This window comes from Modestobacter altitudinis (genome assembly GCF_005930475.1).
GTDB classification, from domain to species: Bacteria; Actinomycetota; Actinomycetes; order Mycobacteriales; family Geodermatophilaceae; genus Modestobacter; species Modestobacter altitudinis.
This window is the reverse complement of sequence record NZ_SJEW01000017.1, coordinates 36,325-57,508: the sequence shown is the minus strand read 5'-3', so window position 1 is coordinate 57,508 and position 21,184 is coordinate 36,325. Positions and strand designations below refer to the sequence as shown.

Below are 21,184 nucleotides of genomic sequence, written 5' to 3'. Positions count from 1 at the left end.
GGCGCCGCTCCCCCGAGCCGGCGTCTGAACCCACCGCGGAGGTCCTGTGTCATCTGTAGAGCGGCGGCCACGCCAGCTGCGCGAGGTCGTCTTCGTCGACGGCGTGCGCACGCCCTTCGGCAAGGCGGGACCTGCGGGGATCTACGCCGAGACCCGCGCCGACGACCTCGTCGTCCGCTGCATCCGGGAGCTGATGCGGCGCAACCCGGCCCTGCCGCCGGAGCGGGTCGACGAGGTCGCCATCGCCGCCACCACCCAGATCGGCGACCAGGGGCTGACCATCGGCCGCACCGCCGCCCTGCTCGCCGGGCTGCCGAAGTCGGTCCCCGGTTTCGCCATCGACCGGATGTGCGCCGGTGCGATGACCGCCGTCACCACCACCGCCAGCGGCATCGCCTTCGGCGCCTACGACGTGGCGATCGCCGGCGGCGTGGAGCACATGGGCCACCACCCGATGGGCGAGGGCGTCGACCCCAACCCGCGGTTCGTCAGCGAGAAGATCGTCGACGGCTCGGCCCTGGTCATGGGCTCCACCGCGGAGAACTTGCACGACCGCTTCCCGCACCTGACCAAGGAGCGCGCCGACGCCTTCGCACTGGCCAGCCAGCAGAAGTACGCCAAGGCCGTGGCGAACGGGCAGATCGGCCCGGAGCTCGTCCCTGTCGCCACCCGCTCGGCCGAGGCCGGGTGGGGGCTGGCCACCGTCGACGAGCCGCCGCGGCCGAACACCACCCTCGACGGCCTGGCGGCGCTGAAGACGCCGTTCCGCCCGCACGGGCACGTCACCGCGGGCAACGCCGCGGGGCTGAACGACGGCGCCACCGGCTGCCTGCTCGCCGCCGAGGACGTCGCTGTCGAGCTCGGCCTGGACATCGGCATGCGGCTGGTGGGATACGGCTTCGCCGGCGTCGAGCCCGAGGTGATGGGCGTCGGGCCGATCCCGTCGACGGAGAAGGCGCTGGCCAGCACCGGGCTGTCCATCGACGACATCGGGCTGTTCGAGCTCAACGAGGCCTTCGCCGTCCAGGTGCTGGCCTTCCTCGACCACTACGGCATCGCCGACGACGACGAGCGGGTCAACCCGTGGGGCGGCGCGATCGCCGTCGGCCACCCGCTGGCGTCCTCCGGCGTCCGGCTGATGACCCAGCTGTCCCGGCAGTTCGCGGAGCGGCCGGACGTCCGCTACGGGCTGACCGCGATGTGCATCGGCATCGGCATGGGCGGCACCGTGATCTGGGAGAACCCGAACTGGGAAGGTGCTTCGACGTGAGTGCAGTGTTCGAGAACGAGGTCGTCACGCAGGCGCACGTCCGGTACCTGCGGGTGCCCGGGCTGGCCGGTGAGCTGGCGCTGATCACCCTGGACAACGGGCAGGACCACACCCGCCCGTCGACCTTCGGCCCCGGGGGGCTCGCTTCGCTGGACGCCGCCCTGGACGAGGTCGCGGCCCATTCGCCTGCCCCGGTGGCCATCGCCGTCACCGGCAAGCCGTTCATCTTCGCCGTCGGCGCGGACCTCTCCGGCGTCCCGGCCCTCACCTCGGCCGAGGACGCCCGGGAGATCGCCGAGACCGGGCACCGGGTGTTCCGCCGGCTCACCGACGGCGGCGTCCCGACGTTCGCCTTCGTCAACGGCGCGGCGATGGGCGGCGGCCTGGAGCTCGCGCTGCACTGCCGGTACCGGACGATCGCCAGCACCGCCGTCGTCGCCTTCCCCGAGGTCTTCCTCGGCCTGGTGCCCGGCTGGGGCGGCACGCAGCTGCTGCCGGACCTGGTCGGCATCGACGCCGCGGTCGGCGTCATCGTGGAGAACGCGCTGGCGCAGAACAAGGTCACGTCCGGGCCGCGCGCTGCGGAGCTGGGCATCGCGGACGTCGTCCTCGAGCCGGCCGACTTCCTGGAGCGGTCGCTGGAGTGGGCGGCCGGCGTGCTGGCCGGCGAGGTGACCGTGTCGCGTCCGGAGGTGGACCGCTCGGCGTGGGACGACGCCATCGCCCGGGCCCGCGGCATCGTCGCCGCACGCACCCGCGGCGCCTCTCCTGGGGCTCTGCGCGCCGTCGAGCTGCTCGACCTCGCCCGCGCCGGCGACACCGGCTTCACGGCGGGGACGGCGGCCGAGGACGACGCCCTGGCCGAGCTGCTGATGAGCGACGAGCTGCGAGCCGGGCTGTACTCCTTCGACCTGGTGAACAAGCGGGCCAAACGGCCCGCGGGTGCGCCGGACCGCGCGCTGGCCCGGAAGGTCACCAAGGTCGGCGTCGTCGGCGCCGGACTGATGGCCTCGCAGCTGGCGCTGCTGTTCGTCCGCCGGCTCGAGGTGCCGGTCGTGCTGACCGACATCGACCAGGCGCGGGTGGACAAGGGCGTCGGCTACGTGCACGGCGAGCTGGAGGAGCTGGCCGGCCGCGGCCGGCTCTCCCCCGACGCGCTGAACCGGCTCACGGGCCTGGTCACCGGCTCGCTGTCCAAGGACGTCTTCGCCGACGCCGACCTGGTCATCGAGGCGGTGTTCGAGGAGCTGTCGGTCAAGCAGCAGGTCCTCGCCGAGGTGGAGGCGGTCGTCTCGGCCGAGTGCGTGCTGGCCACCAACACCTCCGCGCTGTCGGTGACCGAGATGGCCTCGAAGCTGGAGCACCCGGAGCGGGTGGTCGGGCTGCACTTCTTCAACCCGGTCGCCGTGCTGCCGCTGCTGGAGGTGGTGCGCGCCGGGCAGACCGACGACGCGACGCTGGCCACCGCCTTCGCAGTCGGCAAGCAGTTGGGGAAGAGCTGCGTGCTGGTCGCCGACGCCCCGGCGTTCGTGGTCAACCGGCTGCTCACCCGCTTCCTGGGCGAGGTCACCGCCGCGGTGGACGCCGGCACACCGGTCGCCGTCGCGGAGACCGCGCTGGACCCCCTCGGCCTGCCGATGACGCCGTTCGAGCTGCTGTCGCTGGTCGGCCCGCCGGTCGCGCTGCACGTGGCCGAGCGGATGCACGAGGCGTTCCCGGACCGCTTCGGCGTCGGCGAGGGGCTCCGCCGGATGGTCGAGCTGGGCAAGACGTCGGTCTTCTCCGAGCCGGGCGTGATCGACCCGGAGCTGGTGGGGATCGAGAGCGGCGACTCGCCCCTCACCGCGGCGGAGCTGCGGTCCAACGCCGAGCGGGCGCTGGCCGAGGAGATCCGGCTGATGCTCGACGAGGGCGTCGTCCAGGCGGTGCAGGACATCGACCTGGCCATGCTGCTGGGCGCCGGCTGGCCGTTCTGGCTGGGTGGCATCTCGGCGTACCTGGACCGGGTCGGCGTCTCCGAGGCCGTGACCGGGAAGCGCTTCCTGCCCCGTGGGGTGGCCTCGCTCCCGGCCTGAGGGCCCGGGATCAGGTCACCTGATCGTGCGTGCTCCTGGCTCACCGCACATCGTGAGCCAGGAGCACGGCAGGTGAGCCAGGACGTCGTCAGACGACGTCGTAGGTCAGGTGGGTCGCCGTCGAGGTCGCGATCACGCCTCGCTGCACCAGCGTCCGCGGCGGCCCGCCGGTGAACAGGGGCGTGCCGGCGCCCAGCACGACGGGCGCGAGGTGCAGCGTCAGCCCGTCGACGAGCCCGTCGACGACCGCTGAGCCGACGGTGGCGCCACCGCCCATGAGGACCACGTCGAGGTCCCTGCCGCTGTCCGACGACGACGCCTCTGCACGCTCACGCGCGGCGGAGACCGCGTCGGACAGACCGGTGCTCACGAACGTCCAGTCGAGGTCGGTGAGCCGTACCGACTCCGGCGGCGAGCTCGTGACCACCACGAACGCAGGCCTGCCGACCTCGCCGGCGCCGTAACCGGTCTCGTCGTCCCAGCCGCCCGGCCCGTCGACGACCTCGAACAGCCGGCGGCCGAGGACGACGGCGCCCGATCGGGCCGTCGCGTCACGCAGGACCCGGCGGTCGTCGGGGTCGGCGGAGAACGCCCAGGTGTGCAGGGCATCTCCACCGGTGCCCAGACCGTCGTCCGGGCCCGGGTCGGGCCCGGTGACGAAGCCGTCGAGGGAGACCGAGATGTCCGCGATGATCCGAGTCATGCCACGGCAGACCCGATCAGCCGGTCGAACTCATCGCCCCCGCGTCACGCCGGGCGGAACTTGGCGGTGAGGCTGTCCATCGTGCGGTTCACGGTGGCCACCTTCAGGTGCGAGAGGCCGCCGGTCGCGCCTGCGGCCACCATCGCCTCGTGCGCGGCCCTCAGCGTGGCCCACACGGCGTCGGCGTCGCCCTCGAGCGTCGTCCCGAGGGCGCCGACCTCGTGGCGGAGCCCGGAGCCCTGGATCACCGCGATGGCCGCCTCGACGTAGGCGTGCGGGTCGCCCGGGGTGCCCGGCGGCGAGGGCGCCACCTGGATCTCGGCTATCAACATGTCGCCCTTCCGGCTGCTTGCGGCCCCGTCCCGAGGCTCGTCCCGAGCTTGCGAGGGATGAGGAGGACGGGGTCCTTCTACTGCTGGCCCTCGGCCCGCTCCGTCACCGACGGGACGGTTGCCGCGCGGTCGGCGACCCGGGCGGCCCACTCGACGATCCGGCGGGCGACGTCCTGCTCGGTGAGGCCGACGTCGGCCAGCACCTGCCCGCGGCTGCCGTGCTCGAAGAACCGCTGCGGCAGGCCCAGCGTGCGCACGGGCACGTCGTGGTCGCCGTCCTGCAGCGCCTGGGACAGCGTCGACCCCACCCCACCGGCCCGGCCGCCGTCCTCGACGGTGACCACCAGCCGGTGGCCGGCGGCCAGCGTGACGAGCTCCTCGGACACCGGGAGCACCCAGCGCGGGTCGACGACGGTGACCTCGATGCCGTGGTCGGCGGCCCGCTCGGCGACGGCCAGGCACATCGGCACCAACGAGCCGACGGCGACCAGCAGCACCTCCGGCGTCGCCCCCCGGCGCAGCACGTCGACCCGGCCTCGGCGCTCGATGGCCGGCACCTCGACCGGCAGCGCGCCCTTGGGGAACCGGATGACGGTCGGGCCGTCGGTGACCGCCACGGCCTCCCGCAGCGCCTCCCGCAGGGTGGGCTCGTCGCGGGGGGCGGCCAGCTGCAGGCCGGGCACGACGGAGCAGATCGACATGTCCCACATGCCGTTGTGCGAGGCGCCGTCGGAGCCGGTGACGCCGGCGCGGTCCAGCACGACGGTGACCGGCTGGCCGTGCAGCGCGACGTCCATCAGCAGCTGGTCGAACGCGCGGTTGAGGAACGTCGAGTAGATCGCGACGACGGGGTGCAGCCCGGCCATGCCCAGGCCGGCGGCCGAGGTGAGCGCGTGCTGCTCGGCGATCCCGACGTCGAAGGTGCGCTCCGGGAAGCGCTCGGCGAAGGACGCCAGACCGGTGGGGTGCAGCATGGCGGCGGTGATGGCCACGACGTCGGAGCGCTCGTTGCCGATCCGGACCAGCTCGTCGGAGAAGACGTCAGTCCACTCCGGCCCGGCGGCCGCCGAGGACAGCCCGCTGTCGGGCTCGAAGACCCCGGTGGAGTGCCAGGCGTCGACGGTGTCGGTCTCGGCCGGCGGGTAGCCGAAGCCCTTGGTGGTGACGGCGTGCACGATCACCGGCCCGCCGAAGGACCGGGCCCGGCGGAGCGCGGACTCCATCATCGCGACGTCGTGCCCGTCGACCGGGCCGACGTACTTCATGCCGAGGTCCTCGAACATGCCCTGTGGGCTGAGGACGTCCTTGAGGCCCTTCTTGATGGCGTGCAGCGCGTCGTAGAGGGTCGTGCCCACGACCGGCGCCTTGTGCAGCGCCTGCCGGACGGCGGCCAGCGCGTCCTCGTACCCGGGCCGCAGCCGCAGGGTGGCCAGGGCGTCGGCGACACCGCCGATGGTCGGTGAGTACGAGCGGCCGTTGTCGTTGACCACGATGACGACCGGCCGGTCCTGCGCTGCGGCGATGTTGTTCAGCGCCTCCCAGGCCATGCCGCCGGTGAGCGCGCCGTCGCCGATGACGGCGACCACCGGGCGCGGGTCGCCCCGGACGGCGAAGGCCTTGGCCAGCCCGTCAGCGTAGGACAGCGACGTCGACGCGTGGCTGTTCTCGACCCAGTCGTGCTCGCTCTCGGTGCGGCTGGGGTAACCGGACAGCCCGCCGCGCTGGCGGAGCTGGGCGAACCCGGCCAGCCGGCCGGTGAGGAGCTTGTGCACGTAGGCCTGGTGACCGGTGTCGAAGACGATCGGCTCGCGCGGGGACTCGAAGACCCGGTGCAGCGCGATGGTCAGCTCGACCGTGCCCAGGTTCGGGCCCAGGTGACCGCCGGTCTTGGCGACGCTGGTGACCAGGGCGTCCCGGATCTCCGCGGCGAGCGCGGGCAGCTGGTCGGGCGCCAGCGCCCGGAGGTCTGCGGGCCCGGTCAGAGAGCGGAGCAACGACACGACGGAGCAGGGTCCTCTCGACGTCGGCGGCGACGGGAAGGGCGCAACCGGTGGGGAGACCCACTGTAACTGCGAACCGGCGACCTGCCCTGGCGAGCGAGCCGCTCAGAGTCGGGGCACCCACCGCTCACCGCGCAGCGCACCGGCCACCACCTCCACGCCCCGGGCCGCCCGGGTCAGCCGGGCACCCTCTCGCTCGTAGGCGCGGATCGCCGCCTCCATCGCATCCGGCGGGAGCTGGTCGGCCAGCTCGACCCGCACCGTGCGCCAGCCCGCACGGGCCGCCTCCAGCCCGGCGGCGACGTGGTCGGCGGCGAACCGGGCGAGCAGCACCGGGTACCGGCGCAGCACCTCGTGCGCCCGGTAGTCGTGAGGCACGAGGTCGTACAGCCACGCGACCGCGGTGCGCTCCCAGTCCGGGGCGCCGGGCGGCGCGACCTCGTCCGGCCAGCCCGGCGGCAGCGACACGTCCACCCGGTCAGTGTGGGCCACCGCCGAGGGCTCCTCGACACCGGATCGCACACCTGTTCGATCCGTGACGTCTCCGGCCCACCTGCTCGCCGTCCGGTCCGGCTGACCCGGGTGGTGGACCGGGACGGCTCGACTGGCGCGGCACCCGGGTCGACGTCGAGACTGCGCCCGTCCGACGGGCCGACGGTGGGACCTCTCGTATGCCGCGCCTGCGGGTGATCCGACCGAGCACGGACCTCGTGCTGGTCGCACTCGTGATCGGGCTGCTGTTCGTCGTGGAGGCCGTCGCGATCCTGGTCGCGACGAGCGGGCACCCCACCTACCCGCTCGACGACCCCTACATCCACCTGGCGCTGTCCGACCGGATCCGGCACGGCCACTACGGGATCAACCCCGGCGAGGTGGCGACGCCGTCCTCCTCGGTGCTCTGGCCGTTCCTGCTGGCCCCCACGGCCGGAACGGTGCTGCACGCGGCGACCCCACTGGCGATCAACTTGGTCGCCACGCTGGCGACGGGATGGCTGCTGCTGCGACTGCTCGCCGACGTCACCGACGGGCGCTCCCGCCGGCGGCCGGCGCTCGCCGCCTCCCTGGTCGCCGGCCCGCTGCTGCTGCTGAACTGGGGCGCGGTCGCGTTCACCGGCATGGAGCACTCAGCGCACATCACGGCGTCGCTGGCGGTCGGCGTCGGCCTGGTCGAGGTGGCGTGCACGGGCACGGTGCCGTGGTGGCTGGTGGCCGGACTGGTGCTGGGGCCCTCGCTCCGGTACGAGGGCCTGGCGGTCACCGTGGCCGGCGCGGCGGTGCTCTGCTGGGAGGGCCGGCGGCGGACGGCGCTGCTCGCCGTTCCCGTCGCGGTGCTGCCCTGGTCGCGTTCTCCGTCCTCGCTGCGGCGAACGGCCTCGACCTCCTGCCGAGCTCGGTGCTCGTCAAGTCAGCGGTGGCCCGCGGATCGGGCGTGGGCGCCGTCGTGGCCGCCGTGGGCGATGCCGTGACCCAGCCGGTGTTCGCGGTGCTCCTCGCCGGCCTGCTCGCCTCCGCGCTGGTCCGGCGCCGGGTGACCGCGCTGCACGGCTACGCGTTCGGCGTCCTGGCCGCACACGCCGTCGCCGGCCACTTCGGCTGGTTCAGCCGCTACGAGCTGTACGCCTACGCGGCCGTGCTGCCGGTGGTCGAGTACCTGGCCCGGCGGCCGTTGACCGCGCTGTTCGCGGCCCACGACGGCTGGCGCTGGGCTGCAGCGGGCGCGATCGTCACCATGGCCGTCTCGGCCGGGTACGTCGGGACCACGGTGCGGACGTCGGCGGGCGCGGCCAACATCTACACGCAGCAGGCGCAGATGGCCCGCTTCGTCTCCGACCACTGGCGGCGGCCCGTCGCGGTCAACGACCTCGGGCTGGTCGCCGACCGGGGCGGGCAGTACGTGCTCGACCTGTGGGGTCTGGCCAGCCAGGAGGCCCGGAGGGCGCGGGCCGCCGACGACGGCGTCGGCTGGATGCAGCGGCTCACCGACGAGCACGGCGTCGAGCTCGCGATGATCTGCGACGACCCCTGGTTCCCCGAGGTGCCGTCGTCCTGGACCCGGGTCGCCGTGCTGTCGATGGACCTGCCCCGGGTCACCTCTGCGAGCCGCCAGGTGAGCTTCTTCGCCACCTCCGCCCGGGCCGCCGCAGAGCTGCGGCCGGCACTGCGCGACTTCGCGAGCACCCTGCCGGCGCACGCCGCGCTGTGCTTCCCGGCCGGGGCTACGCCCTGACCAGCAGCGCGACGCACTCCACGTGCGCGGTCATGGGAAAGCAGTCGAAGGCCCGCAGGGCCTCGAGCCGGTACCCGGCACCGGCGAGCACGGCGACGTCCCGGGCCAGCGCCGCGGGGTCGCACGCCACGTAGACGACCGCCCGGGGCCCGGCACCGGCGATCACCCGGCTCACCTCACGGCCGGCACCGGCGCGCGGCGGGTCCAGGACGACGACGTCGGGCCGGCCCAGCTCGTCGAGCAGCTCGGTGAGCCCGGGGGCGTCGACGTCGCCCTGCCACACCTCGGCCTGCGGCAGGTCGGCGAGGTTGGCGTCGGCCGCCGCGCACGCCGCGGCGTCGGACTCCACGCAGACCACCCGGCCCTGCGCGCCGACCCCGGGAGCCAGCGCACCGCCGAACAGGCCGGCGCCGGCGTAGAGGTCGAGCACCGTCTCCCCCGGCCGCACGACGGCGAAGTCCGACACCGCACCGACCAGGGCGTCGGCCGCGGCCGGGTGCACCTGCCAGAAACCGGTGCCCTCGACCTCCCAGTCGCGCCCGCCCGCCGAGCGCTGGGCCCGCCCGACCGGCTCCTCCGGGACGTCGGCACCGGGCCGCAGCACCCGCGTCGAGGTGGCCTGCCCCCGCCGGTCCAGCCGCGTCGTCGTCACCACCCCGGCCGAGTCGACGGCGACGTCCACGGCGCCTGCACCCGGCCAGCGCTGGCCGAGCACGGCGGCAGCCGCGGGCTCGACGGTGATCGGGCAGTCGTCGAGCAGCACGACGTCGTGCGAGCGGTGCCGGCGCAGCCCGGGGCCACCGGTCCGCTCGACGGCGAACCGCGCCCGGGACCGCCAGCGGAGCGGTCCGCCGGGCAGCGCCTCCACCGTGACGGGCAGGTCCAGCCCGGCCAGCCGGGACAGCTGCTCCCGGACGACGGCGGCCTTGAGGGTCAGCTGGCCGGCGTGGCTGACGTGCTGCCAGTCGCAGCCGCCGCACTTCCCGGGCCCGCTGTACGGGCAGGGGCGCTCGATCCGGTCCGGCGCGGCCTCGAGCACCTCGACGGCGTCGGCACGGCAGAACCCGGCGTGCCGGTCCTCGGTGACCTCGACCACCACCCGCTCGCCGGGCAGCGTGTGCCGGACGAAGACCACCCGGCCCTCATGCCGGGCCACGCAGTGCCCACCGTGCGCCACCGGCCCGACGGTCACCTCGAACCGGTTCCCGACCCAGCCGGCCCCGCCGTCCGCGGAGGTACGGGAGCGGCGCCGCTCAGCCATAGGGGGTCTGCTCCACCTCGTCGGTGAGGCCGCGGCGCAGGTCGCCCGGCGCCGGCCCCGACCCGTCGAGCTTGGTGCCCCGGTCCAGCGAGCTCTCCAGCTGCCAGGGCACGCTGGTGATCATCACGCCGGGCTGGAACTGCAACCGGGTGCGCAGCCGCAGCGCGCTCTGGTTGTGCAGCAGGTTCTCCCACCAGTGCCCGACCACGTACTGCGGCACGAAGACGACCACCAGCTCCCGCGGGCTGGACCGGCGGATGTCCCGGACGAAGTCGAGCACCGGCCGGGTGATCTCCCGGTACGGGGAGTCGATGACGGTCAGCGGCACCGGGATGTCGTAGCGCTCCCAGTCGGCCTGCAGTGCCCGGGTGTCGGCGTCGTCGACGTTGACGGTGAGCGCGGTCAGCACGTCGGGCCGGGTCGCCCGGGCGAAGGCCAGCGCCCGCAGCGTCGGCTTGTGCACCTTGGACACCAGCACGACGGCGTGCACCTTGCTCGGCTTCATCCGCGCGTCGCTGTCGGGCACCAGCTGGGCGGCGACGTGGGAGTAGTGCCGGTTGATCGACCGCATCAGCAGGAAGATCAGCGGCATCGCGGCGATGACGATCCACGCGCCGCCGGCGAACTTGGTCACCACGACGATCACCAGGACGACGGTGGTCAGCGACCCGCCGATGGCGTTGATCACCCGGGAGCGCTGGACCCGCCGCCGCGCGGCCGGGTCGGTCAGGCCGCGCAGCTCCCGGTTCCAGTGCCGCACCATGCCCCACTGGCCGATCGAGAAGCTGGTGAAGACGCCCACGATGTACATCTGGATCAACTTCGTGGAGTCGGCGTCGAAGACGACCAGCAGCAGGACGGCGAACCCGGCCAGCAGCAGGATGCCGTTGCTGTAGACCAGCTTGTCCCCGCGGGTGTGCAGCTGGCGGGGCATGAACCGGTCCTGCGCCAGCACCGAGCCGAGCAGCGGGAAGCCGTTGAACGCGGTGTTGGCGGCCAGGATGAGGACCAGCGCGGTGGCCGCCTGGATGTAGTAGAAGCCGATCGAGTCCGGGCCGCCGAACGTCGCCGCGGCGACCTGGGCGACGACCGTGCGCTGCGGTTCGGTGGTGCAGTTGGCGAACCCGACCAGGTCGCAGGTGTTCTCGACGTACTTGACGTCCGAGAGCAGCGCCAGCGCGGTCACCCCGGCGAACATCAGCGCGGCGATGCCGCCCATCAGCGCCAGCGTGGTGGCCGCGTTCCTGCTCTTCGGCGGCCGGAAGGCCGGGACGCCGTTGGCGATCGCCTCCACCCCGGTCAGCGCGGTGCAGCCGGAGGCGAACGCGCGCAGGGCGAAGAAGATCAGCGCCAACCCGGTGACCTGCGCGTAGCCGGCCTCCGGCTCGATGCCGTAGCCCGCGCTCTCGGCGACGACCCGGTCGTCCAGCACGAAGTCGCGGAGCAGCCCGGTGACGATCATCACCACGATGCCGCCGATGAACAGGTACGTCGGGACGGCGAAGGTCTTCCCGGACTCCCGCACCCCGCGGAGGTTCGCCGCCACCAGCAGCGCGATCAGCGTGACCGCGATGGCCAGCCGGTGCTCGTCCAGCCCCGGGAACGCCGAGATGATGTTGTCGGTGCCGGAGCTGACCGACACCGCCACGGTGAGCACGTAGTCGGTCAGTAGCGCGCTGGCCACCACCAGCCCGGCGAACTGCCCGTGGTTCTTCATCGCGACCTCGTAGTCGCCGCCGCCCGAGGGGTAGGCGTGCACCACCTGGCGGTAGGACAGCACCACCACGGTGAGCAGCAGGACGACGGCCGCGGCCAGCCAGGGGGCGAGGAAGAGGAACGACGTCCCGGCCAGCGTGAGGATCAGCAGGATCTCCTGCGTCGCGTAGGCGACGGATGACAGCGGGTCGCTGGCGAAGATCGGCAGGGCGAGGTGCTTGGGCAGCAGCGACTCACCTGCCTTGTCACTGCGGACGGGGCGGCCGAGGACGAGACGCTTCGGGAGTTGTCCGAGGTCGGACAGGGTCGGCACGGCGGCGATGGTACGGACGTCGGGGCCCCCGGTGTGCCGACACGGGGCGACCTCTCTCACAGCAGCACCCGGACGGGTGTCCGGTGCGCCCGGCGGCGGTTCCCGGGTCCTCCGCCGGGTGTACCTTCGCGCGCGGTGGCCCCGCTGGGAGCGGGGCTGCACGCTCCTCGGACTGACCGACAGACAGGGTGGAACAGGTGCACGTGGTCGTGATGGGCTGCGGCCGCGTCGGCTCGCAGATCGCCCGGCGGTTGGAGGCGATCGGCCACAGCGTCGCGGTCATCGACCAGGACGCCGAGGCCTTCCGCCGGCTCGGCCCGGAGTTCGGCGGGCGCCAGGTGACCGGCCTGGGCTTCGACCGGCAGACCCTGCTGGACGCCGGGATCGACTCCGCCGGCGCCTTCGCCGCGGTCAGCAGCGGCGACAACTCCAACATCATCAGCGCCCGGGTCGCCCGGGAGACCTTCGGCGTCGAGCACGTGGTCGCCCGCATCTACGACTCCAAGCGGGCCGAGGTCTACGAGCGGATGGGCATCCCCAGCGTCGCCACCGTGCCCTGGACGGTCAGCCGGCTGCTGCGTGAACTGCTCTCGGTCAAGGTCTCCGAGATCTGGCGCGAGCCGACCGGGAAGGTCCTGCTCATGCGGCTCACCGTGACCGACGGCTGGGTGGGCCGCCCGCTCACCGAGCTGGAGTCCGCCTCCGGTGCCCGGGCGGCGTGGCTGGTCCGCTTCGGCGAGGCCCAGCTGCCCACCGCGGCCACCGTGCTGCAGACCGGCGACCACCTCGTCGTGGCCACCGTCGACGAGAACACCGACCGGGTGCACCAGGCCGTCGAGCAGGGACCGTCGGGAGGGCAGCACTGATGCGCGTGGCCATCGTGGGCGCCGGTGCGGTCGGCCGGTCCATCGCGTCGGAACTGCTGGGCAACGGCCACGCCGTCATGCTCATCGAGAAGAACGGCTCCCGGGTCAAGCCCAAGGCGGTGCCCGGCGCGGAGTGGGTGCAGGCCGACGCCTGCGAGGTCACCTCCCTGGAGGAGGCGCAGCTGGCCAGCTGCGACGTCGTCATCGCCGCCACCGGCGACGACAAGGCCAACCTGGTCGTCTCGCTGCTGGCCAAGACCGAGTTCGCGGTGAACCGGGTGGTCGCCCGGGTCAAGGACCCGCGCAACGAGTGGCTCTACACCGAGGCGTGGGGCGTCGACGTCGCCGTCTCCACCCCGCGGGTGCTCGCCGCGCTGGTGGAGGAGGCGGTGACCGTCGGCGACGTCGTCCGGCTGATGAGCTTCCGCAAGGGCGCGGCGAACCTGGTCGAGATCACCCTGGCCGAGGACACCCCGTGGGTGGGCCGGCCGGTCCGCGACGTGCCGCTGCCCCAGGAGACGGTGCTGACCACCATCCTGCGCGGCGAGCGGGTCATCAACCCCGACCCCGACGAGCCGCTGGAGGCCGGGGACGAGCTGCTGTTCGTCGCCCACGGCGACATCGAGGAGCAGCTGCAGCGGGTCATGTGCCCCGACGGGAGCTGTTGAGGGACCCCGCTACGCCTCGGGTTCCTCGGCGCGGTGGCGGTGGAGCCGGGAGACCACCCAGAGGGTGACGACGAGCTGGACGGCGGTCACCGGCAGGCCCAGCACCACCGACGAGGTGCCCAGCCAGCCGACCTCGTCCTGGCTGTAGAAGACGGCCTGCACGGCCGCCCGGAGCAGGAAGACCCCGCCCCACAGCACGGTCAGCCAGCCGTAGGCGCGCACCATCCGCGGGTCGTCGCGCCAGTGCACGTCCGGCTCGGGGTCCTGCACCCGATCCGGTTCGGCCGCAGCCGCGACCTCGGGAGCGGCCGGCTGCACCGGCGCACCCCCGCCGCCCAGCCGGCTGCGCAGCGAGGGCAGCCGGTGGCTGGACATGGCGCCGAGGTGGCTGGGCGCCAGGAACTCCGCGACGACCCCGACCAGCGGCCAGCGCACCAGCAGCGAGCCGAGCACGACGACCCCGATGGCGGCGTTGCGCACGATGCCGAGCACGAAGAAGTCCCGTGCCTCACCGGTGCGCGCGGCGATCACCACGGCCACCGCGACCGCGAACAGCCCGCTGATCGCCTGCTGGACGCTCTCCCGGCGGACCAGCCGCAGCAGGAAGACCAGCACCGCGGCGACGACGGCCGCCCAGATCCCGACCGTGAGCCCACCGATGCCGTTGGCGACGATGAAGGCGATGGTCGGCAGCGAGGCGTCGACCATGCCCCGCCAGCCACCCAGCTGGTCCAGCACCAGGTGGCGGTCGAACGTCATGCCCCCGCCCTGCGACGTCCCGGTCACCGCCGGCTCCCCCCCGTGCCGCCCCGGTGCGCCTGGGGTCACCCGGCGCTCAGCTCGTACCAGGGGTTGTAGATGACGCGACGGCCCTCGAAGGCCGCGAACCGGCCGCGGGCGGTGAGCCGCCGGCCGGGCTCGATGCCCGGGATGCGGCGCCGGCCCAGCCAGACGAGGGTGACCGAGCCGGAGCCGTCGAACAGCTCGGCCTCCAGGGTCGGCACCGTCTCGCGGGGGGTGTAGACGACCGACTTGATCCGGCCGGTGACGGTGACCACCTCGCCCTTGCGACAGGCGCTCACCGGCGCGCAGCCGGCCGAGACGACGTCGGACTGCAGCTCCTCGGCGTCGACGGTCTGGTCGTCGGCGGTCAGCTTCTGCAGCTTGCGGGACAGCCAGCCGCGGGCGCCGGGCTGCGCGCCCTGCCCGGCTGCGGACTCGGTCCTGGTAGCGGTCACGAGCCCAGGGTAGTGCTGTCCCGGGCGGCTGGGTGGCGTGCGGTCAACCACTCCAGCGTGCGTCGCCACGCCTCCCCGACGACGTCGATCACGACCATGTGGTCCCCCGGCACCACGGTCACCTCAACCCGGTCACCGACGGCCGCGGCAGCCGCCGCGTAGCGCTGGCTCTGCTCCAGCGGGACGGTGGTGTCCGCCTCCCCGTGCACGCACAGCACCGGCACGCCGGTCGGCAGCAGCCGCACCGGGTCGGTCACCGCGTAGCGGTCCGGCACCTCCTCCGGCGTCCCGCCGAGGAACTCCACGGCCGCCCCGCTGCCCAGGTCCTCGGCGACCGCCGCCGTCAGGTCCAGCACCCCGGCCTGGGACACCGCGGCGGTGACCGGCACCCGGGGAGCAGCGCCCGGCGCACCGGCGGGCAGCCGGCTGCGCCCGGCCACCCAGGCCGCCAGGTGCCCGCCTGCGGAGTGGCCGACCACGGTGACGTCGGTGAGGTCCAGCCGGGCGGCGACGTCCTCCCCCACCAGGCCGGGGTCCCCGAGCGCGTCGATCGCGGCGGCGACGTCCTCGACGGTGGTGGGCCAGCCGCCGCCGGCGCCGACCCGGCGGTACTCGACGGCGACCGCCGCCCAGCCGCGGGCGGCCAGGTCGGCGGCGAGCGGCCGGGCCAGCTCGACGCCGTAGGCAGCCCGCCAGAACCCGCCGTGCAGCACGATCCCCACCGGCGCCGGGCCCTCCCCGGCCGGCAGTGAGACCTCCAGGAACTGGTCGGGGCCGGGACCGTAGGCGATGGTCACCGGGCCGGTCACCCGGCACCACCGCTCGGCGGGGTCCCCGTGCCACCCGGGCGACCGGCGGCCTGCTGCCGGGCCACCTGGGCGGCGGCCTGCGGCGGCAGGGTCAGCGGCAGCTGGTCGCGCACCGGCATGGCCGCGGTGCCGCGGACGACGACGACCGCCCGGAACGCCTCCTCCAGTGCGGCCGCCTGGTCAGGATCGGCGGCCGCCGGTCCGGTGAGCATGCCGCGCAGGAACCAGCGGGGGCCGTCGACGCCGAGGAAGCGGGCCGGCCGGCGCACCGGCCTGGGCGGCGCGGTGCCGTCCGGTTGCGCCGGGCCGGGCAGCAGCACGGTGCCGGCGAGCTCGGTGCCGAAGGGGCCCTCGACCTCCCGGAGGGAGGCACCCTGGCCGCTCGCGCTCCGCGCCAGCTCCACCCGCACCTCGTCCCAGAGGCCGCCCGCGCGGGGGGCGGCGAAGACCGACAGCTGCAGCATCGACTCCCCCGACCGCAGGCTCGCCCCGACCACCTGCTGCTGGGGGTTGACGTCGACGCGCAGCTCCATCCCGCTCAGCGCCGGCAGCCGCAGCGCACCCAGGTCGACCCGGGCGACCCCGTCCTCCGGGGCGTCCGCGACGTCCCAAGGGCCGCTGGTACCGGTCTCCTCGCGCTGCCGCACCTGCGGCTCGGGCGGGACCCCACGCTCGCGCAGGCTGCGGTCGATGCGGTTGCGCCGGCGTCCGAACGGCATGTCAGACCCGTCCTTCCAGTGCTGAGGGGGAGGGGGCAGCGAGCACCGCTGCGCCGCCCGTGGAACCGTGCCCGCCACTGCCCCGCTCGCTGCCGGGCAGCTCGGCGACCGGCACGAACCGCGCCCGGACGACCGGCTGGACGAGAAGCTGGGCGACCCGGTCGCCCCGGCGCAGCCGGATGGTGGTCGCCGGGTCCAGGTTCACCAGGTTGACCTTGATCTCGCCGCGGTAGCCGGCGTCGATCGTCCCCGGCGCGTTGACCAGGCTGAGCCCGAGCCGGTGGGCCAGGCCCGAGCGCGGGTGCACGAACCCGGCGAACCCCTCCGGGATGGCGACCGCGACGCCGGTGCCGACCAGGGCCCGCTGGTGCGGGGCGAGCTCGACGTCCTCGGCGACGCACAGGTCGGCACCGGCGTCGCCGGGCAGGGCGTAGGCGGGGAGCACCGCGTCCGGTCCGGTCAGCAGCACCGGGACGTCGACCGCCGCGAGGACCGGCGCCGGGGGGTCGGCGGAGGGAACGGGCACGGCGGCGAGGCTAGCCGCGCTGCCGGGGCCGGTGGAGGGCGGCCGGAGCCCGGTCAGTGCGGCGGGGACGACGGCGGCAGGCCGAGCTCGCGGCGCAGCTCGTCGGCGAGGACGACGGTCGCCTTCTTGTTCGCGCGCGCGGCCAGCGTGGCCCCCACGAGCAGCGGTGCCATGGACGTCGTGCTGCGGGCCAGCCGCTTGGTCACCTGGCGGCGCATCGCGGCAGCGGTGGCCGTGCTGATGACCCCGAACAGCCCACCGGAGCCGGTCCGGCCCACGGGGCGCTGGGTGGTCCAGCTGGTCAGGTAGGCCCGTGCCCGGCCCGCGGCGTCGCCCGGGGCGCGCCGGCCGGCCAGCTCGTGCAGCTCCCCGACCAGGACGACCTCGACGGCCGCGACCAGCACGGTCTGCGCGCCGAGCTCCAGCGGGACGGCGATCAGCGAGGGAGGGGCGAACCACTGCGCGGCCGTGAGCCCCCCTGCCGCCGCGCCGATGCCACCGGTCAGCCGGGTGGCCCGGGCGACGAGGGCGTCGGCGATCTCGCCGTCCGTGGCGCCTGGGTGGGCCTGGCGCAGCCGGTCGCGGTCCCGGATCGGCAGGCGGGGCGCGGCGGCGTCGAGCAGGTCGGTGAGCACCCCGCTCGGCGCAGCGCGCCGCTGCCCGTCCTTGCGGGTGGACGGGCCCGTCCGCTCGGCACCGCTGGGGTTGGCGGCCGAGCGGGCGGCCGCCGCGACCGCGGAGATGACGTCGGTCAGCACGCCGGTCGCCGCACGGGCACCGGCGGTCGTGCGCCGGGCGCCGCCGGGCTGGTCGGCGGTGGCGTCCCGGCCGAGCAGCCCGGCGACGGCGTCGGCCAGCGCGCGGGCCGCCGGACCGAGCCCGGTGTCGCCCCCGACGACCTCGCCCTCGACCGGCTCCACGGGCCGGGGCGGCGGCACGTCCCGCGGCTGCGCCGACCTGCGCGACTGCTCCGTCATCGAGTTCCCTCCGTCAGTGGCCCCGTCCCGAGGACGGTGCCCGTCCACTCCCGCCCCCAACCCAGGTGACGTGCTGGAACGGCCCCCTCGCAGGGTCCCGCCGTGAGCTTGCGAACGGTGGGGGCGAGGGGGTCCTTCCTCAGGCGGCGCAGTCGCGGCAGACGGGCTGGCCGTTGCGGGTGGTCGCCAGCCGGCTCCGGTGGTGCACCAGGAAGCAGCGCGAGCAGGTGAACTCGTCCTCCTGCTTGGGCAGCACGCGGACGGTGAGCTCCTCGTTGGACAGGTCGGCCCCAGGGAGCTCGAGGTTCTCGTTGAAGTCGGTCTCGTCGACGTCGACCGAGGAGGACTGTGCCTCGGCGCGGCGGGCCTTGAGCTCCTCGAGGGAGTCCTCGCCCAGCTCGTCGGACTCGTTGCGTCGGGGGGCGTCGTAGTCGGTGGCCATGGTGTGCCCCTTCTCTTCTCTTCAGCGCGGGCACGCGGCCCGCTCGTTCGCCGTGGCGCCGCAGCGCCACGGCCGGTGGCCCCGGCCGCCGCAGCGGCCGGTGGTCTGTCCCCGGCCGCTGACCCACTGCTGGGTCCCCGGCCGGTCTCCTGCTGTCGTGCACCGGACGCGTCCAGCGCCACTCCGTCGGTCGTCCCTCCGGAACAGCCCTGCGCGCCACCCGTGCGCACTCCGGCCAGCCGCCCAACGCCGCTGGAGCCCGGTTTGTGCCCGCCTCCCCGAGGGCGACACATCCAGGACTCCGGGACGGCGGCTGGAGGACGGAGCGCCAGAGGCTACCCTGCCGCCGTGGCGACTCCTGTGGGTGCTGATCCGGGGGTCGTGGGCCCCTACCTCGCGACCGCGCTCGGCGACGAGAAGTGGCGATCGGTCCGCGTCGAGCTCATCGCCGCGGGCATGTCCAACCTCACCTACGTGGTGACCCCGGAGGGCGGCTCGGCGGACGACGCGGTCATCCTCCGGCGCCCGCCGACCGGCGCCGTGCTGGCCACCGCGCACGACATGGTCCGCGAGCACCGGGTCATCTCGGCCCTGGCGGACACCGCCGTCCCGGTGCCGCGCACGCTGCACCTGGCCACCGACACCTCGGTGCTCGGCGCCCCGTTCTACGTGATGGAGCGGGTGGTGGGCGTGCACGTGGTCACGGACCTGCCGCCGGGCTACGCCGACGAGCCGGCGGAGCGCCGCGCCGTCGCCGACGGGCTGATGGACGTCCTGGCCGACCTGCACGCCGTCGACCCGGGCAGCGTCGGCCTGGCGGACTTCGGTCGGCCGGAGGGCTTCCTGGAGCGCCAGGTGCGCCGGTGGACCAAGCAGTGGGACGCCACCCGGGACACCGAGCGGCCGGCGCTGGACGCGCTCGCCGCCCGGCTGGCCGAGACGGTGCCCACCTCGCAGCGGTCCGGCGTCACCCACGGCGACTACCGGCTGGACAACTGCCTGCTCGACCCGGACACCCCCGGCCGGATCCGGGCCGTGCTGGACTGGGAGATGTCCACCCTCGGCGACCCGCTCACCGACCTGGGCATGCTGTTCGTCTACTGGCCGCAGGCGGGCGAGGACCGCGCCGTGTCGGTGAACTCCGTGTCGGCACTGCCCGGGTTCCCGACCCGGCTGGAGCTCGCCGAGCGGTACGCCGGCCGCAGCGGCGCCGACCTGTCGGACCTCAACTGGTACGTGGGGTTCGCCTACTTCAAGTTCGCCGCGATCATCGCCGGGATCGTCGCCCGCTCGGCCGCCGGCGCGATGGCCGGGAAGGACACCAGCGGCTACGCCGACCGCATCGACCCCTGCGTCGAGCTGGGACGCGCCGCGCTCGACGACGGTGCGCTGTAGCCGGCCCGGCCGCAGCTAGGGTCTGCCGCGTGTGCGATCTCGCTGACGTGGATAATTCGTGAGCGAGCCGACCGAGCGGCGACCGGCCGGTGCCCGGCGGCGCCGGCCGATCCCCGCCCTGGCCTTCCTGCTCGTCCTCGCGCTGGGTGCGCTGGCCGTGTGGTGGAACGTCCTCACCGACGAGGACACCCGCAACGAGGCGCAGGCCGCCGCCTGCAGCAGCGCCAGCGCGGCCCCCCAGTCGCTGGACCCGGCCACGGTCACGCTGCGCGTGCTGAACGCCAGCGAGCAGGCCGGCAAGGCCGGCGAGGTGGCGACCACCCTGCAGAGCCGGGCATTCGTCGTCGAGGAGATCGCCAACGACAACAGCGGCAACGAGGTGACCGGGGTCGGCGAGCTGCGGTTCGGCCCGCGCGGCAAGAGCACCGCCGAGTACCTGCAGCTGTACCTGCCGGGATCGACGCTGCGCCCCGACACCCGCGCCACCGCCGTCGTCGACCTCGTGATCGGACCGGAGTTCGCCGGGCTGGCGACCGAGGACCAGGTGGACGCCGCGCTGGCGCCGATCGCCAGCGCCGAGAACGCCTGTTGAGTTGATGGTCATCGCTCCTTGAGCACATGGTCATCGCTCCGCGATGACACCGCGGCCAGGAGCCGTTCCCCTGCGGCGTCGAGCCGTTGGTCGCGGCCCGGTCGGGAGCCTCCGGCCCCGCGACCGCTCCGCGGACCGTCCTCGCGGACGGGGATCCGTACCCGTACCCGGCTCAGCCCGTGCGCGACTCAGCTCGTGTCCGGCCTACTCCTCCTCATGCAGGTGCTCGAGGAGGGCTACGAGGCGTTCGGCGATCGTGGGGGCGGCGGCGACCGCCATCGGGTCGGCGAAGGGCCGGCCCGCGGTGCCGGTGACCACCAGACCGGCCTCGGCCGCGACGAGGGCACCGGCGGCGTGGTCCCAGGGCTTGAGGTCCAGCTCGTAGTAGGCGTCCACCCGGCCGGCGGCGGCCGAGCAGAGGTCCAGCGAGGCGCAGCCGTTGCGGCGGATGTCGCGCACCTCGGTCAGCAGCTGGGCCACCACCGCACCCTGCGCCCGGCGCTGCTCGACGCGGTACCCGAAACCGGTCGCCACCAGCGTCTGCTCCAAGGACAGCGGCGCGCTGCCGTGCAGCTGCTGCGGAGCGGCCCCGGGTGTGGTCAGCCAGGCGCCCCGCCCGCGCACAGCGGTGAACAGCTCCCCGGTGGCCACGTTCAGCACCACACCGACCTCGCTGCGCCCGTCGACCTCGGCGGCGATGGAGACGGCGTAGGCGGGCAGCCCGTAGAGGAAGTTGACCGTCCCGTCGATCGGGTCGACGACCCACCGGACACCGCTGGTGCCCTCCCGGGCGGCGCCCTCCTCGCCCAGCACCCCGTCGTCGGGCCGGGCGTCGGTCAGCCGGCGCACGATCAGCGCCTCGCTCGCGGTGTCCACCGCGGTGACGACGTCGCCCGGGCTGGACTTGGTGTCGACCTGGTCCGCGGCCGTGCTGCGACCTGCGCCGACGAGCACCGCGGCCTCCTCGGCGGTGGCCCGGGCGAGCTCCAGCAGCTCGGTGTGCAGGTCGGGTGCGGTGCCGCCGGAGGTCATCACGGAGAGGAATCCTGCCCGAC

22 protein-coding genes are annotated in these 21,184 nt (G+C 74.4%); 8 read left to right on the top strand and 14 right to left on the bottom strand.

Annotated features, from left to right (window positions below; all coding sequences use genetic code 11):
* Positions 1 to 46 precede the first annotated feature (46 nt).
* Both FHL79_RS08905 and FHL79_RS08900 read left to right on the top strand, forming a co-directional pair.
* The gene (locus FHL79_RS08905; protein ID WP_138758248.1) at positions 47 to 1,270 is read left to right on the top strand and encodes a thiolase family protein; all 1,224 of its coding nucleotides are present in this window, start codon (positions 47 to 49) and stop codon (positions 1,268 to 1,270) included.
* Positions 1,267 to 3,345 (top strand): 3-hydroxyacyl-CoA dehydrogenase NAD-binding domain-containing protein, encoded by a 2,079-nt coding sequence (locus tag FHL79_RS08900; protein WP_138758247.1) that lies wholly within the window; start codon positions 1,267 to 1,269, stop codon positions 3,343 to 3,345. The genes FHL79_RS08905 and FHL79_RS08900 overlap by 4 nt, the downstream gene beginning before the upstream one ends.
* Before the next feature lie 88 nt (positions 3,346 to 3,433).
* On the opposite strand, the gene FHL79_RS08895 is transcribed toward FHL79_RS08900, so the two are convergent.
* The 4 genes from FHL79_RS08895 to FHL79_RS08880 form a co-directional block, all read right to left on the bottom strand.
* Positions 3,434 to 4,048, bottom strand: coding sequence for a dihydrofolate reductase family protein (locus FHL79_RS08895; RefSeq protein ID WP_138758246.1), 615 nt, complete (start codon positions 4,046 to 4,048; stop codon positions 3,434 to 3,436).
* A 44-nt stretch (positions 4,049 to 4,092) separates the two neighbouring features.
* Positions 4,093 to 4,380 carry a thiamine-binding protein gene (locus FHL79_RS08890; RefSeq protein ID WP_138758245.1) on the bottom strand — a complete coding sequence of 96 codons (288 nt, stop codon included), beginning with the start codon at positions 4,378 to 4,380 and terminating at the stop codon, positions 4,093 to 4,095.
* A gap of 77 nt (positions 4,381 to 4,457) precedes the next feature.
* Complete coding sequence (dxs, locus tag FHL79_RS08885) at positions 4,458 to 6,380, bottom strand: 1-deoxy-D-xylulose-5-phosphate synthase (protein WP_138758244.1); 1,923 nt, start codon at positions 6,378 to 6,380, stop codon at positions 4,458 to 4,460.
* A gap of 105 nt (positions 6,381 to 6,485) precedes the next feature.
* Positions 6,486 to 6,872 (bottom strand): hypothetical protein, encoded by a 387-nt coding sequence (locus tag FHL79_RS08880; RefSeq protein ID WP_246080537.1) that lies wholly within the window; start codon positions 6,870 to 6,872, stop codon positions 6,486 to 6,488.
* A 218-nt stretch (positions 6,873 to 7,090) separates the two neighbouring features.
* Here FHL79_RS08880 and FHL79_RS08875 point away from each other — a divergent pair, with 218 nt between their 5' ends.
* Both FHL79_RS08875 and FHL79_RS08870 read left to right on the top strand, forming a co-directional pair.
* Positions 7,091 to 7,846 carry a hypothetical protein gene (locus tag FHL79_RS08875; RefSeq protein WP_138758243.1) on the top strand — a complete coding sequence of 252 codons (756 nt, stop codon included), beginning with the start codon at positions 7,091 to 7,093 and terminating at the stop codon, positions 7,844 to 7,846.
* Entirely contained in the window at positions 7,810 to 8,607 is a 798-nt protein-coding gene (locus FHL79_RS08870) for a DUF8728 domain-containing protein (RefSeq protein ID WP_171058086.1), read from the top strand. The genes FHL79_RS08875 and FHL79_RS08870 overlap by 37 nt, the downstream gene beginning before the upstream one ends.
* Here the strand turns inward: FHL79_RS08870 and FHL79_RS08865 are convergent.
* The gene (locus tag FHL79_RS08865) at positions 8,597 to 9,868 is read right to left on the bottom strand and encodes a class I SAM-dependent RNA methyltransferase (protein ID WP_138758241.1); all 1,272 of its coding nucleotides are present in this window, start codon (positions 9,866 to 9,868) and stop codon (positions 8,597 to 8,599) included. The two genes, FHL79_RS08870 and FHL79_RS08865, sit on opposite strands and share 11 nt — an antisense overlap.
* Positions 9,861 to 11,897 (bottom strand): APC family permease, encoded by a 2,037-nt coding sequence (locus tag FHL79_RS08860; protein WP_138758240.1) that lies wholly within the window; start codon positions 11,895 to 11,897, stop codon positions 9,861 to 9,863. The genes FHL79_RS08865 and FHL79_RS08860 overlap by 8 nt, the downstream gene beginning before the upstream one ends.
* 197 nt (positions 11,898 to 12,094) lie before the next feature.
* Here FHL79_RS08860 and FHL79_RS08855 point away from each other — a divergent pair, with 197 nt between their 5' ends.
* The gene (locus FHL79_RS08855) at positions 12,095 to 12,763 is read left to right on the top strand and encodes a potassium channel family protein (protein ID WP_138758239.1); all 669 of its coding nucleotides are present in this window, start codon (positions 12,095 to 12,097) and stop codon (positions 12,761 to 12,763) included.
* Positions 12,763 to 13,431 (top strand): potassium channel family protein, encoded by a 669-nt coding sequence (locus FHL79_RS08850; RefSeq protein WP_138758238.1) that lies wholly within the window; start codon positions 12,763 to 12,765, stop codon positions 13,429 to 13,431. The genes FHL79_RS08855 and FHL79_RS08850 overlap by 1 nt, the downstream gene beginning before the upstream one ends.
* Before the next feature lie 9 nt (positions 13,432 to 13,440).
* On the opposite strand, the gene FHL79_RS08845 is transcribed toward FHL79_RS08850, so the two are convergent.
* From FHL79_RS08845 to FHL79_RS08815, 7 genes are all read right to left on the bottom strand, one after another.
* On the bottom strand, positions 13,441 to 14,190 hold the full coding sequence (locus tag FHL79_RS08845; RefSeq protein ID WP_138758237.1) for a DUF3159 domain-containing protein: 750 nt from the start codon (positions 14,188 to 14,190) through the stop codon (positions 13,441 to 13,443).
* A gap of 65 nt (positions 14,191 to 14,255) precedes the next feature.
* The gene (locus FHL79_RS08840) at positions 14,256 to 14,669 is read right to left on the bottom strand and encodes an OB-fold nucleic acid binding domain-containing protein (protein WP_138758236.1); all 414 of its coding nucleotides are present in this window, start codon (positions 14,667 to 14,669) and stop codon (positions 14,256 to 14,258) included.
* Positions 14,666 to 15,478: an alpha/beta hydrolase family protein gene (locus FHL79_RS08835; protein WP_138758235.1), complete on the bottom strand. Its 813-nt coding sequence runs from the start codon at positions 15,476 to 15,478 to the stop codon at positions 14,666 to 14,668. The genes FHL79_RS08840 and FHL79_RS08835 overlap by 4 nt, the downstream gene beginning before the upstream one ends.
* Positions 15,475 to 16,197 carry a DUF3710 domain-containing protein gene (locus FHL79_RS08830; RefSeq protein ID WP_138758234.1) on the bottom strand — a complete coding sequence of 241 codons (723 nt, stop codon included), beginning with the start codon at positions 16,195 to 16,197 and terminating at the stop codon, positions 15,475 to 15,477. Before FHL79_RS08830 ends, FHL79_RS08835 begins: the two co-directional genes overlap by 4 nt.
* A 1-nt stretch (position 16,198) precedes the next feature.
* A complete protein-coding gene (gene dut / locus FHL79_RS08825; protein ID WP_218938392.1) occupies positions 16,199 to 16,723 on the bottom strand; it encodes a dUTP diphosphatase in 525 nt (174 codons plus the stop codon).
* A 53-nt stretch (positions 16,724 to 16,776) separates the two neighbouring features.
* The gene (locus tag FHL79_RS08820) at positions 16,777 to 17,700 is read right to left on the bottom strand and encodes a hypothetical protein (RefSeq protein WP_138758233.1); all 924 of its coding nucleotides are present in this window, start codon (positions 17,698 to 17,700) and stop codon (positions 16,777 to 16,779) included.
* 139 nt (positions 17,701 to 17,839) lie between these two features.
* Entirely contained in the window at positions 17,840 to 18,142 is a 303-nt protein-coding gene (locus FHL79_RS08815; RefSeq protein WP_026844338.1) for a DUF4193 domain-containing protein, read from the bottom strand.
* Between the two features lie 348 nt (positions 18,143 to 18,490).
* Between FHL79_RS08815 and FHL79_RS08810 the strand changes: the two genes are divergently transcribed.
* Both FHL79_RS08810 and FHL79_RS08805 read left to right on the top strand, forming a co-directional pair.
* Positions 18,491 to 19,537, top strand: coding sequence for a phosphotransferase family protein (locus tag FHL79_RS08810; RefSeq protein ID WP_138758232.1), 1,047 nt, complete (start codon positions 18,491 to 18,493; stop codon positions 19,535 to 19,537).
* 58 nt (positions 19,538 to 19,595) lie between these two features.
* Complete coding sequence (locus FHL79_RS08805) at positions 19,596 to 20,129, top strand: LytR C-terminal domain-containing protein (protein ID WP_138758231.1); 534 nt, start codon at positions 19,596 to 19,598, stop codon at positions 20,127 to 20,129.
* Positions 20,130 to 20,333: 204 nt separating this feature from the next.
* Here the strand turns inward: FHL79_RS08805 and FHL79_RS08800 are convergent, their stop codons facing one another.
* The gene (locus tag FHL79_RS08800; protein ID WP_171058085.1) at positions 20,334 to 21,161 is read right to left on the bottom strand and encodes an inositol monophosphatase family protein; all 828 of its coding nucleotides are present in this window, start codon (positions 21,159 to 21,161) and stop codon (positions 20,334 to 20,336) included.
* Positions 21,162 to 21,184: the final 23 nt, after the last annotated feature.

Coding starts and splice junctions, on each gene's coding strand:
- FHL79_RS08895 (WP_138758246.1), bottom strand. CDS start 4,048: ATGACTCGGATCATCGCGGACATCTCGGTCTCCCTCGACGGCTTCGTC.
- FHL79_RS08890 (WP_138758245.1), bottom strand. CDS start 4,380: ATGTTGATAGCCGAGATCCAGGTGGCGCCCTCGCCGCCGGGCACCCCG.
- FHL79_RS08845 (WP_138758237.1), bottom strand. CDS start 14,190: ATGACGTTCGACCGCCACCTGGTGCTGGACCAGCTGGGTGGCTGGCGG.
- FHL79_RS08850 (WP_138758238.1), top strand. CDS start 12,763: ATGCGCGTGGCCATCGTGGGCGCCGGTGCGGTCGGCCGGTCCATCGCG.
- FHL79_RS08815 (WP_026844338.1), bottom strand. CDS start 18,142: ATGGCCACCGACTACGACGCCCCCCGACGCAACGAGTCCGACGAGCTG.
- FHL79_RS08865 (WP_138758241.1), bottom strand. CDS start 9,868: ATGGCTGAGCGGCGCCGCTCCCGTACCTCCGCGGACGGCGGGGCCGGC.
- FHL79_RS08820 (WP_138758233.1), bottom strand. CDS start 17,700: ATGACGGAGCAGTCGCGCAGGTCGGCGCAGCCGCGGGACGTGCCGCCG.
- FHL79_RS08800 (WP_171058085.1), bottom strand. CDS start 21,161: ATGACCTCCGGCGGCACCGCACCCGACCTGCACACCGAGCTGCTGGAG.
- FHL79_RS08830 (WP_138758234.1), bottom strand. CDS start 16,197: ATGCCGTTCGGACGCCGGCGCAACCGCATCGACCGCAGCCTGCGCGAG.